Raw genomic sequence first — 25513 nt, forward strand, 5'->3', positions numbered from 1 at the left:
AGGAATTAATGAGGAAAAGCTTCCTTCTAATTTCTAATGTGAACTATAAAAGGTTCATGAAACGCACACAAACAATTTGTTTTTAAATGTTATAATAATATGGAAGCTTATGAAGAAGGGAGCAGGAAGATGATGAATAAAATGATTATTTATTCAAGTCAATACGGCACCAGTAAACAATATGCAACAGAGCTTAGTCAGAAGAAAGCTATTCCAATGTATTCTGTGGAATCTATTCCTGAATCAATCGTTGAAGCCGATGAAATCATTTATGTTGGTTCAATCTATATGGGAAAAGTACTTGGATTTGATAAGTTTTCTAAAAAGTATAAAACTTTGTCGAGTAAATTAATCGTTATTTCAGCTGGAATGTATGATCCAACACGCAAGGATAATACGGATAACATCGAATTAACGGTCAAAGAAAACCTTCAAAAAACTAATTTTTTATTAAAAGATATATTTTGTTTAAAAGGAAAACTAGATACACAGCAACTCCGCTTGAAACATAAAATATTAGTCAATGCTTTGTATAAAAGCGCGAAAAGAAAAAAAGAGAGTGACTTAAATGATAATGAAAGAGATATAGTTCGTGCTTATGAAGACGATTCGCAGATTGATTTGAATAAGTTAGATGGTGTTTTAGATAGATTGTAACTGACAACCATAAGTAAAATAGCCAAAAAGCCTGTCATTAAAGAGAGGCTTTTTGGTATTAGCTTAGTTAGAAAATCAATTGTTAAATTTTTTACATAAAAAGCCTATTTTAAGCTGTTTTTCATTGAATTGTTTCACAGAATGCTCACAAAAGAGATGTGCTACCGGTGCTATAATGAGGGGGAAGGATATACATAGAGAGGAAGCATGCAGATGAGAGAAATAAAAGTCGATGAAAGGACCTTCCAACAACACGCAACCAAATTGGCAAGTGAAAGTACCGGAAGTTATTTACCACTGAAAAACGGGAATATGGCATACTCTAGAGCTAATTCGATTGATCAATTACGTTCGGCATTGATTGAGTTGGTGGATGTCGTGGAAGATTTCCAACATGTGACCAAAAAAGATGCGAGCCGGCTTAAGAAAATGGGTATTGCTTATGCTAAACAAGACCAGTTGATGGGACAAAAAATCAATCAGTTGGAGGTGCGTTAAATGGATAGCGCACATAGTCAGCTTGAACAACAACTCCAACAAATTAAAAAAGCGAAAATAACGGCAGAATCAGATGTTGACCAAACGAGAAGAAAACAAAATGAACAAGATTGGCTAGAAGAGGACAGCAACCAATTAACACAAGAAAAACGGGTGTTATTAGACTTTTTACGCAGTGGCTGGCAAGGCGAAGAAGCCAGTGGTTTTCATCGTTATTTAGAAGAGCAACAACACGAAGAATCTCAGGCTTGGAGGCGTGATCTCCAGGATAAACGAACCGATTTAGATAAGGAATTACAAGAAAATAAGGACAAGCTCCACACACTAGAAACCAAACAAGCCACCTTGCAAAAGGAGTGGAGCAAGTGAGCCGGATAGATATTGCGGAATTGAATGACTTTCTCCACGGTTTGCGAAGTAGTAATGCGGAAGCCAAAGCGATGATTAGAAAAATTAAAGAAGCAGCGATGGATTATGCCCAAGACAATAGTTTAAAAGGGGAAGCAGTTAGTACCTCCAAACGGTATTTTTCTAGCACCTATAAAAGTATTTGCCAGAGCATCATCGAAGCCTTGGATGAAAGTGAGGAGCGGCTCGCGCAATATATTCGCGAGTTCGGGAGTCAAGTGGATAGTTCGCCTTCCGCTAGAATTGATGCAGAAATCTTGCAAGAAGCGATGGCTAGGGTTAGCCAGTTGCAGCGAAAAGAAGAAGATTTGCACCGGCAATTGACGGCACCGAACACGAAGCCGGATATGCAACAGGTCTATGCAGTGAAATCAAGAAGTGTCCACACACAATTACTGAAAGCCATCGAACAAGAGAATATCCTAGAAAAATATTTGGCTTTTGAACAAAGTCATGGCCAGTTTTTTAATGCATTAGCCGAACTCATTCAAGCGACTGGACGCGCGGTGCAAGAGTTGCTACATCATGTGACTTTTAACGATAAAACAGGCACTTACGCTGTGCCGAAAAGTGCGGCAAACAGCTTGTTGCTTATGAAAAAAGCGCTGGATAACGCACGAACAGAAAATGACAAAGACCCCTTTCCGAAAGCTTTTGAAGATTACACCGTGTTAGCTTATACTTATGTCAATGATCAAGGTGAAACCGTGACGATGTGGTTACTTGAAAAAGATGGAAAACGGGTAGAAAACAAGGAATTACAAGATTTCTTAGAAAAACATGGTCAGGAATTAGACCCACTTCTTTATACAAACCTTTCCGGAGAAGAACTCGAACGAAAAGTGAATGATTCTTGGAAAGAGGGTATCAACTATTTAAATGGTCAAAAAGTATCTGGAGTTTCTGGAGCCACACTAAGATCATCCGCTTATGTGGCTAGTATGAAAGATTGGACAGATGATGCTGGGTTAACGGATATGGCAATGAGTTTGGGGTTTGGGATTGCAGCAGCTAGAAATAAGCCAATTATGCCTAAAAAAGCCAATGGGGCTAATTTCGGAAACACAGAAAAATTAAAATCTCATTTTTCCAACCATGGCGGAGAATTTGGTAAAGTTTTCTCTAGTGCTGATGAATACCTGGCAGGGGCTAATGATGTTATAAAGAACGGAATAAAAGTTCAGTATAATTATAAAGGTGAGGTTAGAACAGGCTATGTTAGGTTTATGAAAAACAGCAGTCTAACTAATTCTAAAGGTGTCCCGATAAAGAGTTATGCTAAATTTGAGTTCGTTGGGACTAATAATTTAGGTGAAATTACCACTTATCATGTTGAAAGTGGTAAAACGTTTTGGAAAATGATGAATAATGGGGAAAATATCTCTGTTATCAATCCAATTAAGTAGGAGGAATTTATGGATAATTTAGTAGCAGTAAATAAAATTGATTCTCTTGTTGAAGAGAAGGTAGAACTTTTGATTAATAATCAAAAAGTAGTTGCTTTTAATGTCTCGCCTCAAGAATTAGAGATAGGCGAAGAATATAAAGCAGAAATAGATATATTTACTAATGATTTTTTAGAAATTACAGAACAGAAAAATGAACAAATAAAAAGGATTGAGCACCTTAACAATTTTAGTTACATGCTTTGGGGGGAGTTATTAGAGGATAACGTATTGGATGTAGGTTTTTTCATTACAAGTGACTTATTGGAAGACTATGAACATTTAGTAGGGCATTATATATCTTTTGAAGTAGACAGGTTGCAGATATACTGCGAATCATAAAATTTGGTGAATTCTTTAATCAATAGATTTAATTGTCAAAAGGGAATTTCTATAATTGCATAAATATTAGAAACTGTTAATATCAAATATTGGAAGAGAATTATTATGACAAAAAAGAACAACTATACTTTTTATTAAATGGACTGGATAATGGAGAAATAGAGATTAATACATTTATAAATCAGTTTATAAAAATTTTTGATTTAGAAATAGATTATGATGAATTATACAAGGAAGAATACACAATTTTAGGGAAGGTGTCTGATATGGCAGCTAGATTCTCTGATAATGAAGAAGATTTGAAATTACCTAATGTTTACTACAGTGAAAAGCAAATTAGAGAAGAAGTGACTCGTTCTTTAGAAGCTCTAGCTTGAATCATAATTAAAACAGGATAGCTTTGAAGAGTTGAGTTACACCTACCCCAATAACAGAAGAAATTGAATGTAAATACAATTGATTACATAGCAGCTTCTTTTCGAGCGTAAATTGTTAGATGGAGTTTTGCAAAATCGTTTGGAACAGGGAAAAGAAGGCATATGCAAAGATACTTCATTCACATTTTGAAATAAAAAAACTTAGGAAGGAGAAAATCATATGGTTTCACGTAAACAATTAATCCATAAAACTCAACTTTCTAAAACAAAAAAACAAACCCTAAAAGTAACCATAGATCGCCCTATAGGTTATGTCGACAAATTCGGCAACGTCTATCCGCTGAATTATGGGTTTGTGGAAGGTGTCATTGGTGGTGACGGGGAAGAGCAAGATGTTTATATTTTATCGATAGAGATTTCTGAGCCAATTGAAATGTTTCAAGGAGATTTAATTGCGGTGATTACTCGGAATGATGATGTGGAAGATAAATGGGTTGTCGCACCGCCAAATGAGAATTTCAGCATAGAGGAAATAAGAGAGAAAGTCCATTTTATCGAGCAATATTTCGATTCAGAAATTAAATTGATTTAGGTGAAAATGAACCATACAACCACCAAAAAGGAGGCGGAAAATAATGGAAGAAAGATTTGAAAAAGTATATACACAAGGGAAACTCAATATCATGGAAATTTGGGTTGATAAAGAAACAGGCGTACAATATGTTTACCATTTGGTTGGCTATGCGGGTGGAATGTCGCCGCTCTTGGATGCAGATGGGAAACCACTGCTTGCTGATTTATCTAAGCTTAATGACGCTGAGTAAAACGATAAGTTGATTTATGGTACTTTTACAAGCCAGACAAATAAAAACAGGAATTCTCTATTTGGATGTAGAGGATTCCTGTTTTTTACAGTTCATTTTAATTGCTTGGAAATTGATTGATCACATTTAAAGTGTTCATTCCGCCCCAAAAGCCTTTTGAAAGAGCGATTTTCTCTATCTCTTTTAATACGTTTGCTTCCTCAGGATTTAAATGGATTTTTTCGACGAAGCATAAGGTATGGATATTTTGAAAGACAGAACGAGCTTCTAATTCGACTGTTTGAGAGGCTTTTCTGACTCTGATGGTAGCTGTAGTTAAAATTTCTTGTAGTCGGGACGAATTTTGGTTATTTAAAGAAGTATCTGACTCAAGTAAATTCTTCAATTCCTCGAATAAGTCAATAAGCGCTTCTGGAGTATTCTTTTTCATTAAAACGCACCTCTTTTAATAAAGTATCTTACTATAGAATACTCCTTTTTGATAATTGAATCCACCTACAACTGTTTCAACGCAAGCTCCGTCAAATTCTCCACAGTAAATCCAAATCGCTCTGCCAGCTCGTCTCCCGGGCCAGACATTCCGAATGAATCAATCGCGAGGATTTCACCTGAGTCACCGAGGTATTTATGCCAGCCGTACGATGCGCCCATTTCGGCGGCGAAGCGTTTTTTCACTGCTTTTGGCAAAATGGACTCTTTGTATTCGGGGCTTTGTTTGTCGAATAAATCAAAGCTTGGCATGCTGACAACGCGTGCGCCGAAGCCTTTTTTAGCGAGATTATCTCTGACAGCTGTCATTAGGTGCACTTCGGATCCGGAAGCGAGTAGGATGATATCTAGCTTGTCCAGCGGGGAATCGGCTAAGATGTAGGCACCTTTTGCAAGTCCGGTTTTCGCTTTTGCTGCGCTGTTTGGTAAAATTGGCAGGTTTTGGCGGCTGAGGACTAGCATGGTTGGTTGTTCTTTTTGAGTAAAGGCAAAGCGGTATGCTTCGACGGTTTCGTTGCCGTCAGCTGGTCGGATTACGTGAAGTCCCGGCATGGCGCGGAAGGATGCGAGATGCTCGATTGGTTCGTGTGTTGGACCGTCTTCACCAACCGCGATGGAATCATGGGTCATAATGAAGGTGGATGGAATGCCCATTAAGGCTGCCGAACGAATCGCGGAACGTAGATAATCCGAGAATACGAAGAATGTCGCGCCGAAAGCTTGAACTCCGCCGTGAAGCGTCATTCCGTTGACTGCTGCTCCCATCGCAAATTCGCGGACGCCGAATGAGATATTCTTAGCGGCATAGTTACCGGGAGCAAATCGTTCGCTAGCTTTTAAATGGGTTTTATTGGAGGAAGCTAAATCAGCCGCACCACCAAATAAGTTAGGCAGTTTTTTCTCCAATTCTTGTAGAACAATTCCTGATACTTCACGAGTTGCAACAGGTTTGTCCGCATTTTCATCGAAGACAGGAAGTTCTGCATCCCAATCCGTATCCAAATTATCATCCATTAATTGTTGCAAACTTTCTGCGAGTGCTGGATATTTTTGTTTGTAAGCATTGAATGTCCGGAGCCAGCTGCTTTCACTCGCGCGACCTTTGGAATGATAAAATTCTTTTTGGTTTTCGACGGTTTTCGGTAATTCAAAAGGTGGCATTTGCCAGTCGTAAGCTTCTTTTGCAAGCTTGAGTTCCTTTTCACCAAGTGGGGATCCGTGAGCCGCCGATTTTCCGGCTTTTCCAGGGCTACCATAACCAATCACTGTCTTCACTTCAATCAAAGTTGGGCGGGATTTTTCCGTTTTTGCAAGATGGATTGCTGCATCAAGCGCATCTAAGTCGTTTCCGTCGTCCACACGTAGCGTTTGCCAACCAGCAGCTCGGAATCTGAGTTCGATGTCTTCTGAAAATGACTCGTTTAAATCACCATCCAGTGAGATATCATTCGAATCATATAAAACAACTAATTTTCCCAGTTTTAAATGGCCGGCAAGGGATGCGGCTTCATAGGAAATACCTTCCATCAAGCAGCCGTCTCCGCATAGCACGTAGGTGTTATGATCGACAACAGGGAATTCAGGTTGGTTAAATTTGGCACCAAGGTGAGCCTCGGCCATTGCCATCCCAACTCCCATTGCGAAACCTTGACCAAGCGGACCAGTAGTTGCATCCACACCAACCGTATGACCAAATTCAGGATGACCGGGCGTTTTACTGCCAGTTTGGCGGAAGTTTTTCAGCTCGCTCATTGGTAAATCATAACCAAATAGATGGAGCAAACTATAAAGCATTGCCGAACCGTGACCAGCTGACAGAACGAAGCGATCGCGGTTAAACCAAGTTGGATGTTCTGGATTGAATTTTAAATGATTTTTCCAGAGTGAGAAAGCCATTGGTGCGGCTCCCATCGGTAAACCGGGATGTCCGGAGTTCGCTTTTTCAATCATATCCATTGATAATACACGAATCGAGTTAACCATTTGTTCATCAATTCTGCTCATATTAATTGCCTTCTTTCTGACTGAACGCTTCCCAATCTTTTAAAAATCCTTCAATACCTTTATCAGTCAAAGGATGAGACCAAAGTTTCGGGAAAAGGCTTCCTGGGATAGTCGCGATGTGTGCTCCGGCTTCAGCGGCTTCTTCTAAGTGCCCGATGTGACGGATGCTTGCTGAAATGATTTCTGCTTTTAGACCATAATTATCAAGCACTTTTTTCAAGTTTTTAATTAAAATCATTCCGTCTGTACCAATATCATCTAGTCTTCCTAAGAACGGGCTAATATAAGTCGCGCCAGCTTTTGCAGCCATTAATCCTTGGGAAACAGTGAAAATAAGCGTAACATTTGTTTTAATGCCTTCAGCTGTGAGGGTATGGACTGCTTTTAAACCTTCTTCCGTCATAGGAATTTTTACTACTACATTTGGCGCCCATTTTGCTAGAATTCGAGCTTCTTCTACCATTTTGTCTGCTTCGAGGCCGATAACTTCTGCGCTAACCGGGCCGTCTACGATAGAACAAATTTCTTTGATTACTTCTTCAAATGGTCGACCTTCTTTTGCGATGATGGTTGGGTTGGTTGTTACACCGTCCACTAAACCAAGTTCGCTAATTCGTTTTATTTCCGATATGCTTGCTGTGTCCAAGAAAAATTTCATTATTTACTCGCTCCATTCTCTCAGCTGAACTTTAAAGCTGAATACTTTATTTAATCGTATAACCGCCGTCGATAATTAGGTTTTCACCAGTAATAAGGCTCGCTGCGTCGCTTACTAAAAAGAGGGCGCATGCGGCAACTTCTTCTGGATAACCAAATCTCCCGGCTGGAATTAATTTTTTCATATCTTCGCCGACTTGACCTGCCCAAGCTTTTTTGCCAAGTTCCGTCAAGATAACAGTTGGGGAAATCGCATTAACATTAATGTTGTAAGGCGCCCATTCCATTGCTAATACTTGGGTCATAGAAACAATCGCTGCTTTACTAGCACAGTAGGCAACGTGTTTATCAAGTGCGATGACAGAAGCTTGAGAGGCCATATTAACGATTTTTCCGCCGCCAGTTGCAATCATTTCGCGACCGATAATTTGTGCCATTAGGAACGAACCTTTTAAGTTAAGCTCCATTGTTTTATCCCAGTATTCTTCTGGTAAATCTTCTGCTTTTTCGAGAAGTGCGACACCAGCTGAATTGGCTAAAATATCGATTTTTGGATAGACTTTTTTGATTTCGGCAACGACTTTTTCGATGTTTTCTTTCTTAGTGATATCGACTTGGAGTGCGAGTGTTCTTGATGGGTTGATTTTTGCTGCGACATCTTTTACATCTTCTTTAATATCAAGTAAGACAACATAAGCGCCCTTTTCGGAAAAAAGTTCTGCCATTGCTTTACCAATCCCGCTTGCTGCCCCAGTTACCACGGCTACTTTGTCTGTAATGTTAAAATCTTTATCAAAGCCTTTAAAAGTCATTTTTCATTACCTCCAATAAATTTTTATCTATTTTTTTGGTCGATTTCTTCCATTAAATCTACTTTTGCTTGGGAGCGTCCGCCCGAAAAGTCACTATCAAGCCATGTATCAAGTAGAGATACGGCGAGGGATGGCCCAATTACTAGGGCGCCCATGGTCATAATATGTGCGTCGTTACTTTTTCTTGCGCGTTCTGCTGAATAAGAATCATGAATTTGTGCTGCTCGAATCCCGTGAATTTTGTTTGCTGTAATGGCCATTCCAATACCTGTACCGCAAATGAGAATCCCCCGGTCGTAATCATTATTTTTCACTTCTAGCGCTACTTTTTCGGCAATGCTTGGATAAAGTACTTTTTCATCTTCAAAACTGCCGAAATCAGTAAACTCGATATTTTTCTCCTTTAAACGTGTGATCAGGGTTTGTTTTAGTTCGTAACCCATTTCGTCACAACCAATTGCGATTTTCATACTATCTCATCCTTTCGTTTTGCTAACAATAGAAACAATGTCGGCAAAATTTTGCGGTTTATGGCCAAATCTTCCGACGAATAAACCATCGACATTTTTTTGACGGACAATTTCTGCGGCGTTTTCTTTGCTGACCGAGCCGCCGTAAATAATTCTTACGAGCGTTTCATCACCGCCTAGTTCGCGAATAATTTCACGCAAAGCTTGATGAGCGCTTTCGATGTAGTCTGTGTCAGCGGAATTTGCCTTGCCAATTGCCCATTCCGGTTCATAAGCCAGAACGACATTTTTAAATTGTGTTACTTGAATAGTGTCAAATAGCGCTTCGATTTGCTTTTTAAGCGCATTTTTTAATTCGTTCGTATCATTTGCGCGAATGCCTTCACCCACACATACTACAGGAGTGATTTTTTCATCCAGCGCGAGTTTGATTTTCTTTGCTATCTCACTAGTTTTCTCATGAAAAAGGTTTTTGCGTTCTGCGTGACCAATTTCGACATAGTTCGCGCTTAGATCAATGATTGATTCTACCGAAAATTCACCAGTTAGCGGGCCGGATTTCTCCGGCGCCATATTTTGTGGACCAAAACCAAATGATGTCCCCGCTAAAAGGTTGGCAGTCGTTTCGAGTGTGCCCATAGAAGGAAAGATAAACGTATCCACATCAGAAAAATTTCCAAGAAGAGGGATAGTCGCTTCTAACCATTCAGATGTCTGAGCCCGAGTATTGATATAGTTTTTCATATTAATTCCAACTAAGGGTTTACGCATAAATCAGACCGCCTTTTTTAAATTTTCTAAAATGATATTCATTAACATCCAAGACGATTCAGAGCCAGGATCAAGATGTCCTATTGCTCGTTCGCCAAGTCTTAGTGCGCGACCTTTCTTAGCAATAAGTGGGATAGTAGACTGAGCGCCAGCATGCATAGCATCTACAAATGTGGAAAAAGTTTCGATTGGCTCCGCATTTGCATCACGATTTTGAAGCACTTCCACGCCGGGCAAAAATGCGTCCATCATCGTTTTATCACCAAGTTCGGCTTTTCCGCGATGTTGAACCGCAGCGGCCCCATTTATAATCATGCCGCAAAGCTCGTCGAAGTTAACCTCCGTTTTCCCAGGAATATCAGCGCCACATTTCATAAAGAAACTGCCGTAAAGTGGGCCAGATGCGCCACCAACTTTTCCAAGGAGAATCATTCCGGATTTTTTAAGCAACGTTGCAATATCGGGAGAAACAGCTAGTAATTCATCTAATTGTTTATTCACTTCACGAAAGCCGATGCTGAGATTGATTCCGTGGTCGCCGTCTCCAATATCCGAGTCCAGTCCGGTTAAGTAATCACGTTCTTTTTCAATTAGCGCTCCCATGTCCTGTAAAACGTGGCCGAAAAAAGCGCTATCCATAACTAATTCGCTCATTTTTATTCCTCCAGTAGTAATTTAGTCCACTTTGAAATATGGTGTGTCACAAGGTGTATCTAAAAGGTCTTTCAGTTCATCGTCTAAACGAACCAGTGTAATCGACATACCAATCATATCCATCGAAGTCGCGTAGTTCCCAACAAGTGGGTTATGAATATGCACGCCTTTTTCTTTCAAAATTTCATCCACACGGCGATAACAAATGTATTGATCCATCACTGGTAAACCACCAAGTCCATTAATAAGTACATGTACTTCTTCGTCACTAGTTAATTTCATTTCTTCTATAAGATAGCCCATGATTTGGTCGACTACTTTATCAGCTGGTTCGATGGAAGTACGTTTGATACCAGGCTCACCGTGAATCCCCATGCCAACTTCCATTTCGCCTTCTTTCATTTCGAAAATAGCTTTACCGGTTACAGGAAGGGTAGAAGAAGAAAGCGCCACACCCATCGAGAACGTATTAGCATTTGCTTTTTCAGCAGCTTGTTTTACCGCATCTAGGTCAAGTCCTTTTGCTGCTGCAGACGCCGCTGCTTTAAATACGATTAAGTCACCAGCCACACCACGACGATCTTCTACCTTTTCTGCTGAATAAATATCATCTGTTACAAGCACTGTTTCAACGCGAATGCCGTCGTCCGCAGCCATTTCAGCGCCCATATCAAAGTTCATTACATCGCCAGCATAGTTCCCGTACATATATAGACAACCTTTGCCACTATCAACAGCTTTTACCGCGTTATAACAAGGTTCTGGAGAAGGGGATGTATTAATGTTACCGACTACCGCCGCATCCGCGAAATCCTTCCCTACATAACCAAGGAAAAGTGGCTCATGACCAGAACCGCCACCAACAATAATCCGGACACGAGGTTCTTCGCTCATTTGTTTGCTTACGATTACTCGCTTATCATTTTCTGCAAAATCTACGTATTTCCCTTGTGCCGCAACATAACCAGCTAACATTTCTTCTACTGCTTCATACCCATCATTCACTAAACGTCTCATTTTTCTTCCTCCTTCATATTTTTATAAGAATAGTGATAGTAAAAATCCGCCAACCACGCCGCCAACAACAGCTGCTGCCAAATTGACTATCGATTTAGAAAATTTACCGCCTGTTAAAAGGGAAGCTGTGAATACACCAATACCAGCTGCAACCGCCATGTCTACCCAAACTGTTCCAGATTGATAGATCATTGATTTTGGAATACCATGATTAATTGTCCAAACTGTCCCAACAATAAATGCTGCTGCCATCCAACCTCCGATAGCGCCCCATTCATCAACCATTTTCCCCCACATCATTCGAATAGCAAAAGGGAATAAAAAGCCACCTGCAATCGTTGCTAATGCAATACCAATGCTCATTATTTACACTCCTTTTTAGACTAATTGATTTTCGTTTAAACGCTCTTCTTCTTTTATATTCATGCCAGGTTCTGTTTTTTCTTGTTTTGCTTCTTGTTTTTTTGCCATATCTTTTTCAATTGCTGCTGCCACGATTCCAGCTAGAACTGCTCCAATCGCAACAAGACCAATCGTTGGAAGCGAACTTACTAATTCGCCACCACCTTGCATAAAGACATCACGCATAATTCCGCAAATCCCAATTCCGACAGCCATATCAACAAACGCTGCGTCTTCATCATTTTCGATTAAACCAACATAGTGATTCATAAACCACATTGGACCGATAATAATGAAAGCTGCCAAATAACCTCCAAAAATACCATAATTCTCGGCAAGTGGAGTCCAAACACTCATAACAATCATACCTGCGATACAAAAACCAATCATTCCTCTAAAGAATTTCATAATAAACTCCTTTCGAAAATAGTATTGTCATGTAAAAATGAATTTACATAGTTCCCAGTTACAAAATTGCGTTTTATTACGTTTTTAATGCACATTTGTGAGTTCTTGTAAGATAGCTTCTTTGGATGGATTAACGAGAGATTGAACAGCAGCAGTAAATGCGCCTTCAACTAATGGGGCATCAATTATCGTTGTTTTTTCAAGTAAGTCAGTGTCTAATAATTCGAGTGCTGTTTCGGCACTTAAGATAGCGCTTCCAATATCGCAAAAAATATATATATGTTCTGAATTAGTGCAAGTCGCGATATTATCGGCTATCATGATTGCGTTTGTCCCAAGACGTCCGTCACCAGTTCCGCCAGAAGAAATAATATGTACTGTATCTCCAACCATTTCGACAATCATTTCCTGGAGGCCTTCTGTGATTTTTTGACTGTGAGATACTAAAACAATACTTATCATTTGGTTGCTCCTTTCTGTTTTAAATTGTGTTTATTTGCTATTTACATCCTAACATACTTGTTTTTTATTGTAAAGTGTTATCTTTTGTTGTGTTTTATAAAATATATTTGTGTTTTGTTATTTTTTTGGGTAATATGTATATACATAAAGAAATCAATGATAGGTAAAAGGAGGGCGAGCAGATGTTTCCATTTGAAAGACAAAACAAAATAATTCATCTACTAGACCAAAATAGCAAAATAACTGTACCAGAATTAAGTCGTATCTTGGATGTCTCGATTAGTACCATCCGAAATGATTTATCTTCATTAGAAGAAAGCGGGATGATTAAAAAAGTACACGGGGGTGCGGTACTTTTAAAAAGCGAAGAAAAATTTACTAATTTTAACGATCGAATTATTCGTAATATCGAAGAAAAAGAAGCGATTGCGAAAGAAGCGGCGACTTTAGTGAAAAATAACCAAACAATTATCCTTGATGCCAGCTCTACAGCACTTGCGCTTGCAAAAGAATTACATGGATTTTCAAGGCTGACTGTCATTACAAGTGGACTCTACACAGCAATCGAACTAAAAGACAACCCGAATATTAGCGTCATTTTAACAGGCGGTATTGTAACAACGAATTCTTTCACGTTGGAAGGTATTCTTGGCGCAAATTTAATTGAAAATATTCACGCCGATTTATGTTTTATGTCAGCGAAAGGTTTTACAATGGAAGAAGGCTTAACTGATTTCAACATTTATGAAACAGAACTAAAACGACTTCTTGCTAAACGAACCAACAAATTGATCGCACTTCTGGACCATACAAAAATGGGCGTAATTTCCACTGCGAGCATCACCTCGGCAGAAAATATTGATTTACTTATTACAGATAACAAAATAAATAAAGCTTTATATAAAAAATTCCAAGATGCGGGACTTCCGGTCAAAGTGGCAGAATAAAATAGAAAATAAACTCTTTGAGCGAAAAGTGGTTCAAAGAGCTTTTTTGATAGGAGAAATGAGTATGGATTATGTTATAACAACCGAATTGCCTAGTGCAGAGGAGTTTGTTCAACTTCGAGTGGACGCTGGACTTAGTTTTCGAGCTATTGAGGCATCAAGAAAGGCACTTTTAAAAAGTGTATATTTTGTAGGATTACGTTCAAAAGAAAATGGTAAACTGATTGGAATGGGGCGACTCGTTGGTGACGGTATTATGTTTATTGTTTCTGATATTGCAGTTTTTCCGTCATTTCAAGGTAAAGGCTTTGGAAAGGTAATCATGACACATATTAAAGATTATATTGAAGCAAACCTTGATAAAACTGCGTGTGTAACACTTCTCGCCGATGTTCCAGCTGATGGGCTCTACAAACAATTTGGCTTTCGGGAATCTGCGCCAGCTTCTATTGGGATGATTTATCAAGTAGGAAATTAAAAACAAGCCATCTGCAATAATGCGGATGGCTTGTTTTTATATTATTTATTTCTTTAATTCTCGTTCCATTTGTAAACGTTGTACTTTCATTGTTGCGGTACGAGGAATTTCATCATATTTCATCACCATTGGTTCGTTCATATGTGGTAAGTCAGAAACAGCTTTCCACCATGCATCCCAATTCATTTCGCCGTCGTTATGAACAGCGATAATTGGTTGAGGGCTACCATTTTCACCACGGATAATGACAACTTCATCTAAGAAAGTAAGCGTATCAAGCAGTTTATCTTCAATTGCGAGTGTACTATCAATTGTTTCTACTAAATCGACTTGACGATCTTGCAAGAATAATCGGCCTTTTTCATCTTTCATACCATAATCGCCGCTATCCCACCAAGGACCGTACACATTCTCTTCAAAACGAGCTTCTTCTTTGTAATAAGTAAGTGCGCGACCTTTGGAAAGCATTTGAATATTACCACTAACTCCAGCCGGAACAGGATTACCATCTTGGTCCACAATCCGAACTTCTGTTAAACCGGGAACACCAATCCCCATATCACGCGCATTTAGTGTTTCAATTGATTGAAGCGTATGACCACGTAAAATCATCGGACCACATTCACTTTGACCATAAATTTGTAAGAAAAGTGGTTTTTTATATTCAGACGTACGAAGGAAAACCGCCATTGTTTCTTTGTTAATTGCATCAAATGTTGAATGATAAAATTTGATGCTTTGGAATACGTCTGGTTTTTCGCGAGCAAGGGATGCCCATTGAACAAAATGGTTTGGATGCGTTTCGAGTACGTACGGTTTATATTCACGTAGTACTTTTTCGACGTTCGCTTTCGACGGATTGGCAATTGGGAGAAGCGGGAAACCAAGCGACATCAAGGACGAAACACCAATATTAAAACGAGAATGAACTGGTGAGATGTGGAAAGCTACAAGCCCTCTTGGTTTAATGAAATTAAGAATACGGCGTTGGTATTTTGTTCTCCAACCCATCGAATTCGCGGAGTGGGCGATTAATTTTGGTACGCCGGTTGTTCCGGAAGTATGTGTCATGTAAGCAATCATGTCTTTTGGCAATTCTTCTTGTTCGCATGTGTAGCCGTCTAGTGGTGCTTTAAATAATTGTTCAGCATTGATCAATCTTGAGTCTGGCAAATTGTTTAACTGATGACTTTTATCAGAAGTCTCAGAATCAAAAAGTAACCAAGGTTGGTCAAGACGATTAACGAAAATATCAATAGTGGATGCTGGAAGATGAGGGGACACCATGATTGGTACCGCACCAATATAAGAAATCGCAACTGCTAAAATATAAGAATCGAATTTGGCAGATTTATACACGATTACTTTTTCTTCTTTGCGAACTCCGAATTTATGTAGGTGAGCTGCTTTTTGGATAATAGCCTCTTCGCATTTTTTGTAAGTAGTGTGAAGGCCTAATTCAGGAAAAGTAACAAGCTCTTCATCAAAATGGATAGGCATTTCTGGATAGCGTTCAGCAGATTTTTTGAAATTGGTATAGAGATTAAGTGGTTCGTACTTTTTTATCGTCATATGGCGATGCTCCTTTAATATTTGATGTTGTTATTATATCACTTTGTCGAAATAATGAGGAGTAGTTATGGAAAACATTTATGCCATTGTAAAAAAATCTGTAAATTGCTTTTTTTCTTACTTTGGAAAATTCCGCTGATGCCCTGTAAAGATATCTCAATTAATGATATAATATGTTAATATAATCACAAACTATTGGTCTAGGGAAAAATTTTCGAAAAAGTGGAGGTACAAAAATGAAAAAAAGGTTAGCTACAACTATCATCATGCTACTATCGCTTGCATTAATTATCGCAGGTTGTGGCAATAACGACACAAGTAAAAGCGACACGGCGAAGACAAAAGAAAAAGAAAAAACAGAAGTAACATCGGGAGCATCAAAAACTAGCTATACAGATCCATCTGAATTAAAAGATAAATACGATATCGTTATTGTTGGTGCAGGTGGGGCAGGAATGTCCGCAGCACTGGAAGCGAAAGCGAAAGGTATGAATCCAGTAATTCTTGAAAAAATGCCACTTGCAGGCGGAAACACGATGAAAGCCTCTTCTGGTATGAACGCATCTGAAACTAAATTCCAAAAAGAAGAAGGAATTAATGATAGCAACGATAAATTTTACGAAGAAACATTAAAAGGTGGTCACGGAACAAACGATAAAGCAATGCTTCGTTTTTTCGTAGACAATTCCGCCAGCGCGATTGACTGGTTGGATTCCATGGACATTAAATTAAACAACTTAACAATAACAGGCGGAATGAGCGAAAAACGTACGCACCGTCCTGAAGATGGTTCAGCTGTTGGTAAATACTTAGTAGATGGTTTACTAAAAAATGTTCAAGAACAAAAAATTCCAGTTTTCGTTAATGCAGACGTAAAAGAAATTACGCAAAAAGACGGCAAAGTAACTGGTGTGAAAGTAAAATTAAACAATAAAGACGAAAAAACAATTAGCTCGGATGCAGTAGTTGTAACAACTGGTGGCTACGGAGCTAATAAAGATATGATTGAAAAAGAACGTCCAGACTTAAAAGGATATGTAACAACGAACCAAGAAGGAAGTACTGGCGACGGTATTAAAATGATTGAAAAACTTGGTGGAACAACAGTGGATATGGATCAAATCCAAGTTCACCCAACTGTTCAACAAGATAAATCTTACCTTATCGGTGAAGCCGTTCGTGGTGAAGGTGCGATTTTAGTTTCTCAAGAAGGAAAACGTTTCGGAAACGAATTAGACACACGTGATAACGTTACAGCTTCCATCAACAAATTACCAGAAAAGTCCGCGTACCTAGTATTTGATTCAGGCGTGAAAGACCGCGTTAAAGCTATCGCGCAATATGAAGAAATGGGCTTTGTTGAAGAAGGCAAAACAATTGATGAATTAGCTGGCAAAATCAATGTACCAAAAGAAGAGTTAACTAAAACATTAGATACTTGGAATGCAAGCGTGAAAAACAAAAAAGACGAAGCATTCGGCAGAACTACTGCAATGGATAATGATTTATCTAAAGCACCATATTACGCAATCAAAATCGGCCCAGGAATTCATTACACAATGGGTGGCGTAAAAATCAATACAAATACAGAAGTTTTAGACAAAGACGGTAAACCAATCACTGGCCTATTTGCTGCGGGAGAAGTAACTGGTGGCTTGCACGGGGAAAACCGTATTGGCGGAAACTCTGTCGCTGAAATTATTATTTTCGGACGTCAAGCTGGCGACAAATCAGCAGAATTTGTAAAAGCACAGTAAGAACCCATACACCATAGTGATGTGATTACTAGAAAATAAAAACTTGCTAAGACGCTCTAAATAGACGTTTTAGCAAGTTTTTTTATTGGCTAAGTACAGCGCTAGTGTAGTACTATGAATAGGAGATAATACTAATTTTAAATTATTAGTATTTTAAATAAGGAGGAAATAATATGTTGAAAATGGGTTTTATCGGGAATGGGAAAAGCACGAATAGATACCATTTACCGTTTATTTTAGAGCGAGATAATATTGAAGTGAAAACGATTTATAATCGAAATCCCAAAACAGCCACTTGGGACAAAATTGAAGGTGTTCACTATACAACAGACTTAGACGAGCTGTTAAAAGACCCAGAAATCCAGTTAATTACCATCTCTACAACACAAAGCTCTCATTTTGACTATGCCAAAATGGTGTTAGAAAATGGTAAAAATGTGCTTGTTGAAAAGCCATTTATGATGACATACGCAGAAGCTAAAGAAATATTTGAGCTAGCTAAAGAACGAGGGTTACTTGTTCAATGCTACCAAAATCGTCGTTTTGATTCTGATTTCCTTACTGCGCAAAAAGTGATCGAAAGTGGAAAATTGGGTGAACTTTTGGAAGTGGAAATGCATTATGATTATTTCCGTCCAGAAATCCCAGAATCCGTCCATGAATTTAAATTCTACGATAGCTATCTATATGGTCATGGCTGCCATACAATCGACCAAGTACTATCTTACTTCGGTAAACCGGACAACATTCATTATGACGTGCGCCAACTGCTCGGTGAAGGACGAATGAACGATTATTTCGACCTTGATTTATATTATGGTGTAACAAAAGTTTCTGTAAAATCAAGCTACTTCCGTATAAAAGCCCGTCCAAGCTTTGTCCTATACGGCAAAAAAGGCATGTTTACAAAAGAAACAAAAGACCGCCAAGAAGAACATTTAAAACTCTTTTATATGCCAAGCAATCCAGACTTTGGAATCGATTTACCAGAGCATTACGGAACGCTTACCTATGTGGATGACGCGGGAGTTTGGCATGAGGAGAAAGTAATCTCTGAGGTTGGAGACTATGGCCGCGTTTATGATGGTTTGTATGAAGCGATTGTTAATGGGAAGCCTAAACAAGTGACAGATGAAGAAACCTTGTTACAAATGGAGATTTTGGAAAAAGGTGTCGAAGCTTGTAAATAAAGAATAATTGTCCGCCGGAGCAATCTTGCGGGCTTTTTTTTGGATGAAAATGATTGATTTCGTTCAAATAAACAACCAAAACAACCGTAAAAATGAACTTTTTGCATAATACACCCATAATATTGAATGAACTCGTTCAGCATGATATAGTGTAATCAAACAAGTGAAGCGCTTACTTTGTTGAGAGAGGATGTGGATTATGAACATATCGAATTTAATTAATGAAGACCGAATTATTTTTGATAATCGTATTCAAACAAAACAATTATTATTTGAAAAAGTGGCGGAAGTACTAGTTAAAGAAGGTTCTATAACTAATTCGAAAAAATTTATCCGTGACTTATATAATCGAGAAGAAGAAACTTCCACTGGAATTGAGGCGGGTTTTGGCATTCCTCATGCAAAAAGTAAATACGTAAAAGAACCATTGATTGTTTTTGTTCATTCTGGTATTATAATTGATTATTTTGGACTAGATGATTCACCTATTGAATGTAGTTTTATAATTGGCGTCCCGAAAAAAGCAACAGATGTTCATTTGCAAATCCTAAGTGAATTGTCCAGGAAGTTAATGAACGATGAATTTCGTGAAAAATTAAAAAATTCAAAAAATGAAAATGAGATTAAAACAATTTTATCGAACTAAGGAGGCGTTTCACATGAAAATAGTTGGTGTTACTGCTTGTCCCACTGGTATTGCTCATACGTATATGTCTGCTGAAAAATTAACTATAACAGCAGAAGCTCTAGGTTACGAAGTGAAAATCGAGACACAAGGTGCTAAAGTTGAAAATGTTTTAACGAAGGAAGACATCGCCACTGCTGATTATGTCATTTTAGCAGTAGATAAAGAAATCGATACATCAAGGTTTGCTGGAAAGAAAATTAAAAAAGTATCCACTTCCAGAGCAATTAAAGAGGCTGATGTGGTTATTGATGAAACTGTTTCAGGTAAAGGATTAATCAGTTTGGAGGCAAAAAGTTCGGATGTAAGCTCTGAACAACCTTCAAAAGCAAGTTTATATAATCACTTTATGAATGGTGTTAACTATATGTTGCCATTTGTCATAGCTGGTGGGATTTTAATCGCCATTAGTTTTGCTTTTGGGATTGATGCATCAAACCCTGACTCTGACTCGTATAACGCACTTGCAGCTGCATTTTCTAAAATTGGTGGGGATACTGCTTTCGGGTTAATGGTTCCAGCGCTTGCAGCAGGGATAGCGGTTTCTGTGGCTGGTCGAGCAGGATTTGCGCCTGGTCTTGTCGCGGGAACACTGGCAACTGTTGGTGGATCAGGATTTCTAGGCGGTATGATTGGTGGTATTTTGGCTGGTTATGTGGCACATTTCTTTGCTAATAAAGTCAATGTCACTAAATCACTTGCTTCGATTTATCAGTTAATTGTTGTACCGCTTTTAGGAATTACGATTGTTGGTTTGGCAATGGTATTTATCATTGATACACCAATCGCTTGGGTTTTAAACGCGCTCACAGGTTGGTTAAATGGTCTTGGTGAGACATCCGGTGTCGTATTTGGACTACTAATCGGTGTCATGATGGCAGCAGATATGGGAGGTCCAATTAATAAATCTATTTCAACCTTTTCAATTGGGTTAATGTCAGCTGGCGTAACCGCACCGATTGCGGCTTGTATGGCGGCCGGAATGGTTCCACCACTTGGACTAGCACTCGCAACACTATTATTCAAAAACAAATTTACAAAAGAAGAAAAAACAGCGGGGAATTCTTGTTGGGTGTTAGGTGCATCTTATATTACTGAAGGAGCAATTCCTTTCGCAGTTGCTGATCCGCTCCGGGTTATCCCGAGTTTGATGTTAGGTTCTGCAACAGCTGCTGCAATTTCGATGGGAGCTGGTGTAACTTCGATGGCGCCTCACGGTGGAATTTGGGTGATGTTCATTCCAAATGTAATTAACCATCTATTTATCTACTTACTAGCAATTGCAGCTGGTACAGTCGTGACAGCGATTTCTGTTGGACTATTAAAAACCCCATTAAATAAGCGAAAAAATAAAGAGGAGATGATATAATGTTATATACAATGAAAGATCTTTTAGCAGTAGGAAAAGAACATCAATTTGCGGTACCAGCATTTAATATCTGTAGTTTTGATATGTTAAAGGCGATAATGGAAGAAGTGGAGGCTAATAATGCTCCTGTAATTCTAGAAATTCATCCAGATGAAATAGAATATCTCGGTGATAACTTTGTTGCAACGGTAAGAGAATACGCATATAGAAGTAAGGTACCGGTCGTTATTCATATGGACCACGGTGGAACAATTAAAGATGTGATGCGGGCTATTAGAAATGGCTATACTTCTGTCATGATTGACGCTTCTAGAGCCAGTTATGAAGAGAACGTTGCGTTAACTACACAAGTGGTTGAACTTGCGCATAAAGTCGGAGTTTCTGTTGAAGCGGAACTTGGGACAATTGGAAATAATGGTTCAGCGGAAGGCGGCGCAGACACCATCATTTATACAGACCCAGACCAAGCGGAAGATTTCGTTAGTAGGACAGGCATTGATACGTTAGCAGTAGCTATTGGAACGGCACATGGTTTATACCCTAAAGATAAAAAACCAGAACTGAATATGCCCCTTTTAAAAGAATTAAATAAACGTTTGGATATTCCGTTTGTACTTCACGGAGGTTCGGGAAACCCAGATAAAGAAGTCAGTGAATCTGTACAGTATGGTGTTAGAAAAGTAAATCTTAGTTCGGATCTGAAAAGTGTGTTTTTTGAAGAAGTTCGCCGAGTTTTAGTGGACAATCCTGCGATGTATGAACCAAATCAAGTTTATCCATCAGCTAATGAAAAAGTTAAAGATGTTGTAAGACATAAATTAGACATTTTAAATACTATTGGCCAAGCAGATAAATACTAATAAGAAGGGTAGAAGCGCTAGTTATAGTGCTTTTGCCCTTTAAGGAGTGGAGGAACATGTTAAGCACAGCGAAGGAACGGCAACTAAAAATCGTTAATCGGCTAAAAGTGGAACAATTTATGCGGATTATTGATTTAGTGGAGTTTGTCAACTACAGCGAAGCCACTGTCAAACGGGATTTAGTAGAATTAGAAAAAGAAGGACTTGTGAGACGAACAAGAGGCGGCGCAATGATTATCGATAATAAAAAAATCGATTTGCCTTATTTAATGAAAATGAATGAGAGAAGTAATGAAACGAGTAAAATAAGAATTGCCGATATTGCAAAATCACTTATTCGCGATGATATGGTGATTTTCTTAGACTCGAGCTCAACCTCACTGCATTTAATCGACGTTTTAAGTAAATTTGATGGCCTGCAAATTATTACAAACGGCGTCATGACAGCTTCGATGCTGTCAGAATTTACAAATGCAAGAGTTAGTATTTTAGGGGGCTCGATTTTAACGAAGCGATATACGGTGAACGGCGCAAAAGCATATAATGATGCCTTAACTTATAATGCGGATATTGCTTTTGTTTCATGTCGCGGGATTGACTATGACAAAGGTGCAACGGAAACACATGAAGGTGAAGCGCTCATCAAACAAGCTTTCAGGCGCCAATCAAGTTCGCTCGTTTTACTTGTTACAGAAGAAAAAGTAGGACACAAGTTTATGCACCAAAGCTTAGCATGTCATGATATTGACTATTTAATTACGGATTTCAAACTGGACCCCGATGTAGAGGAACAGTTCAAAACCCATCAAATCACTTGTTTGTATTAGATTTTATACTTAAATAGGCAAAAATAATTGCAAGTATTAAAAACAAAACAGGTACTACTAATAAACTCCCGAAAAAATGGATGTCGTTAAAATCTTGGCTATCAAATAGTGATAATAATATGACATTTTTTTGAATGACATTTAAAACTTGTAAGCCCATAAAACATAGCATACTAAGTATTAATGAAACGAAACTAAAAATTTTGTACATGTTGTACCTCCCTTTTATAATGTTGAATCTAATATAACATGATATATTGAATTTTAAAATAAATGTACAGGTAATTTGAAAAGCTCGAAATCCAATTGATTTCGAGCTTTTAGTATAAATAATTCATTTTAGACATTGTTCATTTCCTTATCCATTCGCCGGACAGTAAGCCCAGACACAACAATACTAATCTCATACAGCCCAATTAGCGGGATGGTAATCATCAAATGCGATAAAATTTCTGGCGGGGCGATGAATGCTGCGATAATCAATAAGCAAAAATAGGCATATTTTCGCGAGTGTCGCATGCCGTTTGGTGTTATCAGCGACAATCTCGTTAGTAGCATAATCACCATTGGAAGCTCAAATAACACACCAAACGAAAGCACGATTTGTAGCAAAAATTGAAAATAAGTCGCGAGGCCAATCGTTGTTTCAACACCAAGTTCGGCCGCGAACTGGAACATAAATTTTAAAATAAAAGGAAAAGTGATTAAATAAGAAAAAACAACACCGAACAAAAAAAGCAAAAATGTAATCGGAATATAGCGCAAAGTAATTCGTTGTTCGGATGCATGCAAACCCGGTTTCACGAAGGCCCATAATTGATATAAAATAACTGGAAATACTAAGACGAGTCCAATAACAAACGCCATTTCGATATAGATTTGAAAAGCATCCGTCACTTTAAAAACGTGTAAAATCACTTCTTTTGGCAAATCATCTTTTTGGAGAAATAAAATTAACGGCTTGGAAACGAAAAGCCCCACAAAGAAAGCGAGAAAAAAGGATAGCAGGATGATTAATAATCTGGTTCGCAATTCTTTCAGGTGTCCAGTGAGGCTCATGGAAACTTCGGTCACGGGCGCAGATCTTCTTTTTTGGTTTCTTCTTTGGAATCATCCATCATGCCTTTGGTCGCATTTTTGAATTCGCGAAGAGTATCTCCAGCAGCTCTACCAAGTTCTGGCAGTTTTTTTGGTCCAAAAATCACAAGGGCGGCTCCGACAATTAAAGCAATACTTCCTGGTCCGATCATTTCGATTTCCTCCATTCTTTAAATGAAAATGATAATCATTATCAGTTAATTCTAAATCGAAACCTATCGGATGTCAATCTGTTTTTCTATTAACGTTAACTTAAGCGCTTCGTGATTACTTCTTTACCACGAATAAAGATCGCTTCATGGTTACTAATAGGATATATTTGTGACTTACCAGCATATTCAGTCACTATTTTTTGCGTTATTTCTTTGAAAGGCGTGTTATTGTAGTGTGGAAGTGTAGAGAAATCGACTAAGTTTAAGGCGTCATAGTTGGTTAAATTCACGGCTTTTTTGGTGCTATCCATTGTTTGGATGTACGCTATATTAGGTGAAGTGATAACTGCTCCAGCTGACTCGCCAATGTATAATTTGCCTGCCGCAATTTCCTCTAAAATTAATTTATCCGCACCAGTTCGTTTTAATTCCTGCAACAAAAAGAAAGTATTACCTCCAGTTACATAAATAAAATCATTTTTTCGGAGTTTCGTCGTAATCTCACCTAAGCTTTCCGTAGCTATATCAAGTTCTTCCACTAATAACCCAAGACTCTCTAATGCTTTTTTACCAGCCTCTACATAGAAAGTGACTTCTTCGACTGTGCTAGCGGTCGGGATAAAAGTAACGGTTTTTCCTTGCAGATTGCTTTCAAATTCAGTAAATAATGGCACAACATCTTTAAAAGACGAGGTTAAAAATAAGTTTTTCATCATTCGTAGCTCCTTTGGTTTAGTTTCTAATTATAGTATAATACTTAAAGGTATCAATTAGTGACACCTTTTAATCTGAAAAAAGAAAAGAGATGGCGATGAAAAAATCAGAACGATTAAATGATATGATGCTGTTTTTAAATGATAAAAATGTGTTTCAATTAAGCGATATAATGACGAAATATGATATTTCTCGAAGTACGGCGATTCGAGATGTAAAGTCTTTGGAAGAAATAGGCATGCCGATATATTCGGAACGGGGACGAAATGGTCATTATCAGGTGCTTCGTAATCGGCTACTCTCGCCCATTGTCTTTAATATCGATGAGGTATTTGCGCTCTATTTTTCGATGCTTACCTTAAAAGCCTATGAAACAACACCTTTTCATTTAAGCGTGGAAAAATTAAAAACGAAATTTGAACGTTGTCTTTCAGCTGAAAAAATCGAAATGCTTCGAAAAACAGAAGAAGTATTTAGTCTTGGCTATATAAAGCATAATAATCAGTGTGAATTTCTAGATGTAATTTTGCAGTTTACGATGGAAGAAAAAGTGTGTCAGATTAATTATGATAAAAAAGGGATAGAAAAAACATATGTTGTTCAATTTTATAATATATCTTCCGCGTATGGGCAATGGTATGTGACGAGTTATAACTTCGAGACGAAACGGATGCAGGTATTCCGCTGTGATAGAATTCTTGAGCTAGAAGAAAATCATGCTTTTGAAGCTAAAAAACTGACGGATTTAAAAAGCGAGACCGATTATTTATACAAGAAAAAAGATGCAATTAACTTTGAAGTGGAAATTGCTTCCAACGGTGTTGACTTATTTTTTAAAGAAAATTATCCATCGATGAAATTGAATCAAGAACAAGGAAGGAATGTTATTCGCGGATTTTATAATAGAGGAGAAGAACCATTTATTATTAATTATTTGCTAGGTTTTGGTGATAAAATAAACATGGTTCAGCCAGATTCTTTGAAAGAAATGCTTTTAAATGAATTGAAATCTTTACAGAATCATTTACAAAAATTGTCGTGAAAAAACTTCGATTCCATTATCGGAGTTTATTTATTTGGGTGAGAACATTAAAAAATTTATTGACTTTTTTGAACTTGGAGAATATGATAATGATAATCATTTTCAATTAGAAAGGAGGATGAATG

General features: G+C 38.2%; 33 protein-coding genes. 17 read left to right on the forward strand and 16 right to left on the reverse strand.

Annotated elements, in window-relative coordinates; genetic code table 11:
• Nucleotides 1-132: 132 nt before the first annotated feature.
• The 8 genes from CKV70_RS01750 (at nt 133) to CKV70_RS01785 (ending at nt 4551) form a co-directional block, all read left to right on the forward strand.
• Entirely contained in the window at nt 133-657 is a 525-nt protein-coding gene (locus CKV70_RS01750) for a flavodoxin domain-containing protein (protein WP_014600478.1), read from the forward strand.
• A gap of 213 nt (nt 658-870) precedes the next feature.
• Nucleotides 871-1155: a DUF3130 domain-containing protein gene (locus CKV70_RS01755; RefSeq protein ID WP_003721256.1), complete on the forward strand. Its 285-nt coding sequence runs from the start codon at nt 871-873 to the stop codon at nt 1153-1155.
• A complete protein-coding gene (locus CKV70_RS01760) occupies nt 1156-1524 on the forward strand; it encodes a hypothetical protein (protein WP_014600479.1) in 369 nt (122 codons plus the stop codon). It abuts the gene before it with no gap.
• Nucleotides 1521-2969, forward strand: coding sequence for an LXG domain-containing protein (locus tag CKV70_RS01765; protein WP_014930824.1), 1449 nt, complete (start codon nt 1521-1523; stop codon nt 2967-2969). Before CKV70_RS01760 ends, CKV70_RS01765 begins: the two co-directional genes overlap by 4 nt.
• Before the next feature lie 9 nt (nt 2970-2978).
• A complete protein-coding gene (locus tag CKV70_RS01770; RefSeq protein ID WP_014600481.1) occupies nt 2979-3350 on the forward strand; it encodes a hypothetical protein in 372 nt (123 codons plus the stop codon).
• Between the two features lie 89 nt (nt 3351-3439).
• Nucleotides 3440-3727: a hypothetical protein gene (locus CKV70_RS01775; protein WP_014600482.1), complete on the forward strand. Its 288-nt coding sequence runs from the start codon at nt 3440-3442 to the stop codon at nt 3725-3727.
• 220 nt (nt 3728-3947) lie between these two features.
• Nucleotides 3948-4319, forward strand: coding sequence for an inorganic diphosphatase (locus CKV70_RS01780; RefSeq protein WP_014600483.1), 372 nt, complete (start codon nt 3948-3950; stop codon nt 4317-4319).
• Between the two features lie 43 nt (nt 4320-4362).
• A complete protein-coding gene (locus CKV70_RS01785; protein WP_014600484.1) occupies nt 4363-4551 on the forward strand; it encodes a DUF6440 family protein in 189 nt (62 codons plus the stop codon).
• 97 nt (nt 4552-4648) lie between these two features.
• Here CKV70_RS01785 and CKV70_RS01790 read toward each other — a convergent pair whose 3' ends face one another.
• From CKV70_RS01790 to dhaM2, 11 genes are all read right to left on the reverse strand, one after another.
• Nucleotides 4649-4981 (reverse strand): bacteriocin immunity protein, encoded by a 333-nt coding sequence (locus tag CKV70_RS01790; RefSeq protein WP_014600485.1) that lies wholly within the window; start codon nt 4979-4981, stop codon nt 4649-4651.
• Nucleotides 4982-5046: 65 nt separating this feature from the next.
• Nucleotides 5047-7044: a transketolase gene (gene tkt / locus CKV70_RS01795; protein WP_014600486.1), complete on the reverse strand. Its 1998-nt coding sequence runs from the start codon at nt 7042-7044 to the stop codon at nt 5047-5049.
• A 1-nt stretch (nt 7045) separates the two neighbouring features.
• Entirely contained in the window at nt 7046-7702 is a 657-nt protein-coding gene (fsa, locus tag CKV70_RS01800) for a fructose-6-phosphate aldolase (RefSeq protein ID WP_014600487.1), read from the reverse strand.
• Between the two features lie 46 nt (nt 7703-7748).
• On the reverse strand, nt 7749-8513 hold the full coding sequence (locus tag CKV70_RS01805; protein ID WP_003723195.1) for an SDR family oxidoreductase: 765 nt from the start codon (nt 8511-8513) through the stop codon (nt 7749-7751).
• A gap of 23 nt (nt 8514-8536) precedes the next feature.
• Nucleotides 8537-8983 (reverse strand): ribose 5-phosphate isomerase B, encoded by a 447-nt coding sequence (gene rpiB, locus CKV70_RS01810; protein ID WP_003728150.1) that lies wholly within the window; start codon nt 8981-8983, stop codon nt 8537-8539.
• A 6-nt stretch (nt 8984-8989) separates the two neighbouring features.
• Complete coding sequence (locus CKV70_RS01815; protein ID WP_003733018.1) at nt 8990-9754, reverse strand: triose-phosphate isomerase; 765 nt, start codon at nt 9752-9754, stop codon at nt 8990-8992.
• Between the two features lie 3 nt (nt 9755-9757).
• Nucleotides 9758-10408 (reverse strand): dihydroxyacetone kinase ADP-binding subunit DhaL2, encoded by a 651-nt coding sequence (gene dhaL2 / locus CKV70_RS01820; RefSeq protein WP_003723198.1) that lies wholly within the window; start codon nt 10406-10408, stop codon nt 9758-9760.
• 21 nt (nt 10409-10429) lie between these two features.
• On the reverse strand, nt 10430-11425 hold the full coding sequence (dhaK2, locus tag CKV70_RS01825; RefSeq protein ID WP_003723199.1) for a dihydroxyacetone kinase subunit DhaK2: 996 nt from the start codon (nt 11423-11425) through the stop codon (nt 10430-10432).
• Between the two features lie 21 nt (nt 11426-11446).
• Entirely contained in the window at nt 11447-11788 is a 342-nt protein-coding gene (locus tag CKV70_RS01830; protein ID WP_003723200.1) for a Lin0368 family putative glycerol transporter subunit, read from the reverse strand.
• Nucleotides 11789-11803: 15 nt separating this feature from the next.
• On the reverse strand, nt 11804-12235 hold the full coding sequence (locus CKV70_RS01835) for a Lin0368 family putative glycerol transporter subunit (protein ID WP_009924314.1): 432 nt from the start codon (nt 12233-12235) through the stop codon (nt 11804-11806).
• An 84-nt stretch (nt 12236-12319) separates the two neighbouring features.
• A complete protein-coding gene (dhaM2, locus tag CKV70_RS01840; RefSeq protein WP_003723202.1) occupies nt 12320-12697 on the reverse strand; it encodes a dihydroxyacetone kinase phosphoryl donor subunit DhaM2 in 378 nt (125 codons plus the stop codon).
• 182 nt (nt 12698-12879) lie between these two features.
• Here dhaM2 and CKV70_RS01845 point away from each other — a divergent pair, with 182 nt between their 5' ends.
• Nucleotides 12880-13644 carry a DeoR/GlpR family DNA-binding transcription regulator gene (locus CKV70_RS01845; protein WP_003723203.1) on the forward strand — a complete coding sequence of 255 codons (765 nt, stop codon included), beginning with the start codon at nt 12880-12882 and terminating at the stop codon, nt 13642-13644.
• A 64-nt stretch (nt 13645-13708) separates the two neighbouring features.
• The gene (locus CKV70_RS01850; protein ID WP_014600488.1) at nt 13709-14122 is read left to right on the forward strand and encodes a GNAT family N-acetyltransferase; all 414 of its coding nucleotides are present in this window, start codon (nt 13709-13711) and stop codon (nt 14120-14122) included.
• A gap of 45 nt (nt 14123-14167) precedes the next feature.
• Here CKV70_RS01850 and CKV70_RS01855 read toward each other — a convergent pair whose 3' ends face one another.
• A complete protein-coding gene (locus CKV70_RS01855; protein ID WP_012951185.1) occupies nt 14168-15694 on the reverse strand; it encodes a class I adenylate-forming enzyme family protein in 1527 nt (508 codons plus the stop codon).
• Between the two features lie 236 nt (nt 15695-15930).
• Here CKV70_RS01855 and CKV70_RS01865 point away from each other — a divergent pair, with 236 nt between their 5' ends.
• The 6 genes from CKV70_RS01865 to CKV70_RS01890 all read left to right on the forward strand — a co-directional run bounded on the left by CKV70_RS01865 (nt 15931) and on the right by CKV70_RS01890 (nt 22382).
• A complete protein-coding gene (locus CKV70_RS01865; RefSeq protein WP_003723206.1) occupies nt 15931-17451 on the forward strand; it encodes a flavocytochrome c in 1521 nt (506 codons plus the stop codon).
• Between the two features lie 173 nt (nt 17452-17624).
• Entirely contained in the window at nt 17625-18641 is a 1017-nt protein-coding gene (locus CKV70_RS01870) for an oxidoreductase (RefSeq protein ID WP_003723207.1), read from the forward strand.
• 199 nt (nt 18642-18840) lie between these two features.
• Entirely contained in the window at nt 18841-19287 is a 447-nt protein-coding gene (locus CKV70_RS01875; protein ID WP_010989435.1) for a PTS sugar transporter subunit IIA, read from the forward strand.
• 13 nt (nt 19288-19300) lie between these two features.
• Nucleotides 19301-20695 (forward strand): PTS fructose transporter subunit IIC, encoded by a 1395-nt coding sequence (locus tag CKV70_RS01880; RefSeq protein ID WP_003723209.1) that lies wholly within the window; start codon nt 19301-19303, stop codon nt 20693-20695.
• Nucleotides 20695-21555, forward strand: a complete 861-nt coding sequence (locus tag CKV70_RS01885) for a ketose-bisphosphate aldolase (RefSeq protein ID WP_014600489.1) — start codon at nt 20695-20697, stop codon at nt 21553-21555. Before CKV70_RS01880 ends, CKV70_RS01885 begins: the two co-directional genes overlap by 1 nt.
• 56 nt (nt 21556-21611) lie before the next feature.
• A complete protein-coding gene (locus CKV70_RS01890) occupies nt 21612-22382 on the forward strand; it encodes a DeoR/GlpR family DNA-binding transcription regulator (protein WP_003723211.1) in 771 nt (256 codons plus the stop codon).
• On the opposite strand, the gene CKV70_RS01895 is transcribed toward CKV70_RS01890, so the two are convergent.
• The 4 genes from CKV70_RS01895 to CKV70_RS01910 form a co-directional block, all read right to left on the reverse strand.
• A complete protein-coding gene (locus CKV70_RS01895) occupies nt 22366-22593 on the reverse strand; it encodes a hypothetical protein (protein WP_003733011.1) in 228 nt (75 codons plus the stop codon). The genes CKV70_RS01890 and CKV70_RS01895 overlap by 17 nt on opposite strands.
• Nucleotides 22594-22721: 128 nt before the next feature.
• Nucleotides 22722-23456, reverse strand: coding sequence for a twin-arginine translocase subunit TatC (gene tatC, locus CKV70_RS01900; RefSeq protein WP_003733010.1), 735 nt, complete (start codon nt 23454-23456; stop codon nt 22722-22724).
• Nucleotides 23453-23632, reverse strand: a complete 180-nt coding sequence (gene tatA / locus CKV70_RS01905; RefSeq protein WP_010989436.1) for a Sec-independent protein translocase subunit TatA — start codon at nt 23630-23632, stop codon at nt 23453-23455. Before tatA ends, tatC begins: the two co-directional genes overlap by 4 nt.
• Nucleotides 23633-23727: 95 nt before the next feature.
• Nucleotides 23728-24345 (reverse strand): peptidase E, encoded by a 618-nt coding sequence (locus CKV70_RS01910; protein ID WP_003723214.1) that lies wholly within the window; start codon nt 24343-24345, stop codon nt 23728-23730.
• 98 nt (nt 24346-24443) lie between these two features.
• Between CKV70_RS01910 and CKV70_RS01915 the strand changes: the two genes are divergently transcribed.
• A complete protein-coding gene (locus CKV70_RS01915) occupies nt 24444-25388 on the forward strand; it encodes a helix-turn-helix transcriptional regulator (RefSeq protein ID WP_003723215.1) in 945 nt (314 codons plus the stop codon).
• Nucleotides 25389-25513: the final 125 nt, after the last annotated feature.

The organism is Listeria monocytogenes, assembly GCF_900187225.1.
Taxonomy (GTDB): domain Bacteria; phylum Bacillota; class Bacilli; order Lactobacillales; family Listeriaceae; genus Listeria; species Listeria monocytogenes.